Origin of the sequence: Alkalibacterium iburiense, assembly GCF_039521845.1 — a bacterium.
Taxonomy (GTDB): domain Bacteria; phylum Bacillota; class Bacilli; order Lactobacillales; family Carnobacteriaceae_A; genus Alkalibacterium; species Alkalibacterium iburiense.
In genome coordinates, this window is sequence record NZ_BAAACW010000028.1 from 811 (window position 1) to 7,272 (window position 6,462).

A 6,462-nucleotide genomic window follows, 5' to 3' on the forward strand; every position below is an offset into this window, starting at 1 on the left:
AATTGATGATGACGTGGCAAGAGGGCATCGTCAACAACTGATTATTCAAGCGATTATCAAAAAAGCATTAAGTTTTCAGTCAGTGACCAAGTACACTTCGATTGCTGAAACTGTCGGTAGCAATATGAAGACCAACATGCGGTTGAGTGATATGACTGCCATCGCCCAAACCGGACTCAATCAAAATTTTGAAATTGAGTCGCATGTATTCGAATGGTCAAGCTTTATGGAAAGAAATATGGACTTAGTCCGTATTGAACCGAATAGTTTTTCAACCATTCAAAAAGAATTACAAGATTCATTAAAACGTACAGAAAAAACAGTCGTAACGACTGACGAAGACACTGAGACCAATCTGTCTTCTAAAGAAGACAGCACGTCTAATCAATCATATGATGAGTAAGCAAAAGAGAACAGGCTGCTAATGGCAGCCTGTTCTCTTTTTTATTCCTGTTCAAGCAGATGATGCATTTCAATATACTTAGCTGGTAAATCTATCCCTATTCGGTAAGGATGGTCTTGCAGCTTTTTGACTTCTTCTTTAATTTTAGACTGGTCCCCTGATTTAATCTTTTTCCAAAGGGCGATATCTTTATCCACTCGTTCAAACCACGGGGCCACTTGCTTTTGGAAACCTTCATGGGGAAGCTCTTTTAATACCTCAACGGCTTCTTTCAAACGAGCTAATTGTTTATCCACGAAGTCATGATCCTGTGACTGCAATTTGTTTAAATAAAATGCTGTATAGGTCTCTCTGCTGTGCCTGTTAGGATTGAACTGGGCAAATGTGAGGAGAGCCTCTGTATACTCTTCTCCAACCAGAGCTTTCACTGTTTCTATCCAGCTTAAATAGGTATCGAATGATCCGACATCCCATAAGAATTTCCCCATATTATGAACCGTCAATTTTGATAGTTCCCATTGAGCCATTGGGTTGGAGACGACTCCTTCTACTTGGAAGCGCGGATCAGCTAACTGCTTGGAGCGGTTTTCATACGGACTTAAAAAGATCCTTTCATAATCTTTTTCAAAGTCGTTGACTGGTACATTATCCCATATAATCATTGGTCGCTTATAAACATCAGCCATTCTTTCAATATCCTGAGTTGTAATGCGACGAGCCAACGTCGAAGGGCCTGTCCAGAAAAACGGAATGTTCGGAGAGACTTTCTCAGTTAGTTCTTTCAAATAGACGGAGCCGTGTGCATTATCGTACTCAGTTGGACACACAACTAATGTATAGTCTTCTAAGGCTGTTTTTAAGAAGTCATCTACTTGCTTAATGAGGAAGCCATGCGCGCTCGCTGCACTGGCAAATCGAATTTTTGCATTCCCTTTTAATTGGTAATCGATATCATCCATCAGTAAGCCAAAATGCCGCACACCCAAGTCGATTAACTGCTGCAGTTTATCTGTCAGCACCTCCACTTCGGATGGTTTTGTATAATCAATGTCATTTCCTGGACTAATCATATAATAGAAATCAATCTTCTCTTCTTCAGCTATAGCTAGAAGTGTCTTAAATTCATCGAGCTTCTCTTCTGGGTACTTTTCTCTCCAACGCTTGCGCTGCAATTCATCATCTTTAGGAGCATACATGTAAGTATTCATCTGGTTTTTGCCTAAGAAACGCAGCAGATCGACTCGATCCTCATTGGTCCAAGGAACCCCGTAGAATCCTTCGATGACTCCCCTGATTGAAAAAGACGGGGTATGATTGATTTCAGCAATTGGGCATACAATGTCATGATCTTTCTTTTGAACTAAAAGAGTCAGCGCTTCAATCGCATAACGAAAGCCTCTTAGGCTCCCTGTTTCAACTTCAATTTCTCTGTTCTCGTTTATTCTTAATTGAAACCCGTCATTTTTAATCGCACTATTATAATGGTGAGTTAAACTCAACTCACTTTTATCTTTTTCTGTATCCGGAACAACCGTGATGAAGTGATCAGTCATATCTTCCTTTATGACTTCTTTGAATTGTTCAAATCGATAAAACTGCCCGTGAAAAGCTAGGCTGATGGTTTCTCGCTCTTCAAAGCGATGCTCTTTCCCATCCACATAAACCTCCTGAAATCGGTTACTTAAAATCTTATGCAATGCTTCAATCATTTATATAAACTCCTTTTATTTTTCTTGTGCTTCCTTCTATATACTAGGGTTAATATCAATAAAGACAATTTCATAACAAATATCGGTATCATAATTCAATTAGATTAGATTAGATTTGTTTAATTTATTCGTTTGATCTGATTGACTCTTTATTTTTTGTCTTTTTGTTAAATTATTTCGTTTTTAGACTACTAATTCTTTGGTTTGAAAAAGGTTCTCGTAATTGTTTTTTCTATTTCAACAATGATGAAGACAGCTAAACCTGCTAAAACAGAAATCCCAATATGTTGACCCGTAATCACTGTTGTACCCAATGCAACGTGCATAAATGGTGCGTAGGTCACTAATAGTTGCAATATAGCTAAAATGGCTAATGAATACCACAAAACCTTATTTGATAAAATCGTCTTGGTGATTGAGAAACGTATGATTTCTCGACAGTTAATCATATAGAATACTTGTCCAAATACAAGCGTTGTAATAAGAGTTGTTTGCATTATCGGAATTGAAGCACCCTTGCTTCCTAAGAAACTATTAACCAAAAATCCTAGACCAGCAAGTAATAGTGAAACGTACACTGTCCTGAAAATCGCATAGGAACTTAAAATATTTTCTTTAGGATCCCTAGGCGGACGTGTCATTCCTTTTTCATCTAATGGCTCAAAGCCCAAGGCAAAGGATAAAGTAATAGTTGTCACCATATTAAGCCATAGTATTTGGACAGAGGAGAGTGGTAATGGGCGATCAGCTAACATGGAAACCACTACTAATAACCCTTGTGCAAATGCTGTTGGCAATGAAAAGTAGATTGTCTTTTTAAGGTTTTCGTAGACACGTCGTCCCTCTTTAACAGCACTAGTAATCGTTGCAAAATTGTCATCCGATAATACCATATCAGCAGCGTCTTTCGTTACTTCTGTTCCCTTTATCCCCATTGCAATACCTATATCAGCTTGCTTCAACGCGGGCGCATCATTAACGCCATCACCAGTCATACCAACAATTAGACCATTTCTTTGGATAGCTTCAACTAATCGTAGCTTATGTTCAGGAGTTGTCCTAGCATAGACATCTGTCGACATGACAACTTTTTCTAGCTCTTCGTCTGACAACGCCTCAATATCTTTACCCACTAGAGCATCGGCATAGTTTTCAATACCAATATCTTTAGCAATTGCCGTAGCAGTATCCTTATGGTCACCCGTGATCATTTTCACTGATATACCAGCTTGACGGCTAACTCTAACCGCCTCAATTGCTTCTTTTTTAGGTGGATCAATGATACCAAATAGTCCAACTAGGATCATGTCACTCGAGATATCCTCATGTGTCAGCGTCTCTTTAGTATTTGAAACTTCCTTATATGCTGCTGCTAAAAGACGTTGTCCAAGCTTTGCATTAGTCGCAATCTTCTCATTCCAAGGACTTTCATCAAATACTTTCACTTGATTATGGGATACTTCTTTTTCCACTAAATCGAGCAACACATCAGGCGCTCCTTTCAAATAGATATACCTTTTATCCTCAACATCTACTAAGGTGGCCATATACTTATAGGCTGAATCAAAAGGGAGTTTACTGATTTCTTTCACATTTTCAATCAAGACCATTTGATTAGCCCAATCAAGCAGTGCACCTTCGGTTGGGTTACCAATGATTTCGCGCACCCCACCTTTATAAGTAATTTTCGTGTCGTTACAATATAAAGCTGTCTCGACCATTTTGGTCAATGTTTGATTTGAACTAGTTTGATTTATTTGATTATCATGTTCATTTGGATCAGTTGTATCAAACAGGTCATCTGCCGTGATGACAGCCACCACAGACATCTCGTTTTTTGTCAGCGTACCAGTTTTATCTGAACAGATAACCTCCATGCTTCCAAGGGTTTCAACAGCTGGCATTTTTTTTATGATGGCATTTTGTCTAGCCATTCGAGTAACACCAACGGATAATATAATAGAAAGAACGGCAGGTAATCCTTCTGGAATTGCTGAAACTGCTAAGGCAATCATCGCTGATAGCAGTTCATCACCAGTCATATCTCTATAGAAAAAGCTAAAAATCACTAAAAAGACAATTAACCCAGCTACCACGGCAAATATTTGTTTATTCATCAACTTCATCTTGGTAATAAGAGGTGTTTCGCTATCCTCCACACTCTTCAAGTGTTCACTAATCTTACCGATTTCTGTACGGTCTCCCGTTTCAACAACAACTGCTTTAGCAGATCCTGCGTTAACCAAGGTACCTGAAAACACCATATTAAGTCGGTCTCCTAGGTCAGCCTCACTTTCAATGATATCGGTAGATTTATTAACGGGGGTCGATTCACCAGTTAAAATAGCTTCTTCAACCACTAGATTGTAAGCATCTAGTAAACGAAGATCAGCAGGAATGATGTCACCGGGTTTCAAAAAAACAATATCTCCTTTAACAAGAGAGGTAGCATCAACCGTTACCTTTTCATTTCCAGTCCAAATGACCGCATTTGCACTCATCATATTAGACAAGCTGTTAAGAGAATCAGTGGCCTTTGCTTCTTGGATATATCCAATCAAAGCATTTACCAAAACAACAAATAGAATAATGGCCATATCAATGAAATCACCAATGAATCCTTTTAAAGCAGCAGAAACAATCAAGGCATAAACCAACAAATCATTAAAGTGACTCAAAAACTTGCGGATCTCACTAATTTCTTCACCCTGAGACAATTCGTTAGGTCCTTCTTTTGCTAACCTTTCTTGCCTACTAATAGCATCTAAGCCATCTTCGTCAGACTCCAAATTTGAGAATAATTCTTCTTTGGTTAAACGGTACCACTCCATAATTTTGCCCCCCTATATTGGTTTTATTTGGCTTATTTTACCATGAATAAACTACGTAACAAACTATTTGACAATCTAGTCAACAATCTTTTTAATTTTATTACATTTTACTGAAAAAGTATGTCAACAGTAATACACTTATCGTCACTAGGTGAGCGTGGTCTAAACACTTTCACTGAACAAGACACTCACAGTTGCATTCTCATTATAGGTCGGGCCATCGCTTTCCTATGACATCAGGTGAAGATAGTCGCTTTGGATGTACAATTAGTTGAGAAGAATAAATACCCTTGTGTCCTTTTACAAATTAACTCAGAAGTGTGACAAGGATATAGTATGGTAAGTCAGCCATACCAAGTAACTCTATTCCTAGAAAAAAGTAGTCACGGGCTATTGGTGGTACACCTAAACACTGTAATCATTCCAAGTGCTGCAATAAAAGCCGGTGATATGCCGACAGATTGACCGATTACGCTTCCAAGAGAAGAACCAATTTCAAATAGCGAGGGAACTTCACCACCTTGTAAACCTGCTTCTAACTAGGCGCTAGTTAAGAATAACTTCAACACTGGATCTCGCCACTCAGAAGTCCCATTAAAAGCATTATCCGTTATCCAAAGACTGATACCTTCATATTTTTTATCAGAAAATACAATTATAAATAATACAACAATAGCCGTTCCAATGAAGGCACGTAATTTATAATTTTGTACCCTAGCTTGATAGATCTCTTTAAAAAGCTTTGTAGTCTTGGCAAACAATAAAGTAACTAGACCAAATAAAACACCAGAACAAACTAACACCACCAACAACTTCATGTTAATAGGTGGTATCTCCGGAATTTAATCTGCTTGATGCGTTGTTCCTAGCATACGGGCGGTCGCATCTGATAAATATGCAGCCATTAAATAAGGTAATAAAGCGGAAACATGGATATTTAAAATATACGGCACTTCCATCATCAAAAAAATGCCAGCTGTTGAAACCCTTCTCACCTATCCCTTTAAAACCTGCCAACTGACCAATATCCTCGCTAAACTTTTGACCCATGACAACTGCTAATGAAGTTTACTATCAATATACTTCACCAACTAGTGAATCTGAAGCGAGACCTGGAGATTTAGTTTTCTTCGAAAATACTTATTCATTAAATGTTAGATTTACACATATTGGTATATATGCTAGTGATGGCGTTAACATAACATTTTCAGATTCTATTTTAACTTGTTACTATTTATTTGATTATGTTGGTAGAGTGTTTGAAATAGACAATTACCTTATCAATGAACAAACCAAAATTTTTGCTAAATACTAATATAATCAAGAACAAAATTAAATTTATATATATACACACTAGTGTTGCATTAAAAATTTAACTATTCCATGGCATAAAAAAATCCTTTATACTAGTACTTGGATGACTTATCCAAGACCAATACAAAGGATCTACACATGGATAAGTATAATACAAAAATGACCATAAATAAATGGTTTTCATATATAAAATTAGAACATTTAA

The 6,462-nt window shown here is 37.5% G+C and carries 5 protein-coding genes; 2 read left to right on the forward strand and 3 right to left on the reverse strand.

The genetic code is table 11. The annotated features are described in order from the left end of the window. Positions 1-403 (forward strand): LCP family protein (locus ABDZ53_RS02505; protein ID WP_486187744.1); only part of this gene is annotated, 403 nt, incomplete at its 5' end. Between the two features lie 41 nt (positions 404-444). On the opposite strand, the gene ABDZ53_RS02510 is transcribed toward ABDZ53_RS02505, so the two are convergent. From ABDZ53_RS02510 to ABDZ53_RS02520, 3 genes are all read right to left on the reverse strand, one after another. Then, a complete protein-coding gene (locus tag ABDZ53_RS02510; RefSeq protein WP_343753659.1) occupies positions 445-2,112 on the reverse strand; it encodes a protein O-GlcNAcase in 1,668 nt (555 codons plus the stop codon). A 191-nt stretch (positions 2,113-2,303) separates the two neighbouring features. Further along, positions 2,304-4,943, reverse strand: coding sequence for an HAD-IC family P-type ATPase (locus ABDZ53_RS02515; RefSeq protein ID WP_343753661.1), 2,640 nt, complete (start codon positions 4,941-4,943; stop codon positions 2,304-2,306). 539 nt (positions 4,944-5,482) lie between these two features. After that, entirely contained in the window at positions 5,483-5,761 is a 279-nt protein-coding gene (locus tag ABDZ53_RS02520; protein WP_343753663.1) for a chloride channel protein, read from the reverse strand. 230 nt (positions 5,762-5,991) lie between these two features. Here ABDZ53_RS02520 and ABDZ53_RS12885 point away from each other — a divergent pair, with 230 nt between their 5' ends. After that, positions 5,992-6,258: an NlpC/P60 family protein gene (locus ABDZ53_RS12885; protein WP_425541667.1), complete on the forward strand. Its 267-nt coding sequence runs from the start codon at positions 5,992-5,994 to the stop codon at positions 6,256-6,258. Positions 6,259-6,462 lie beyond the last annotated feature (204 nt).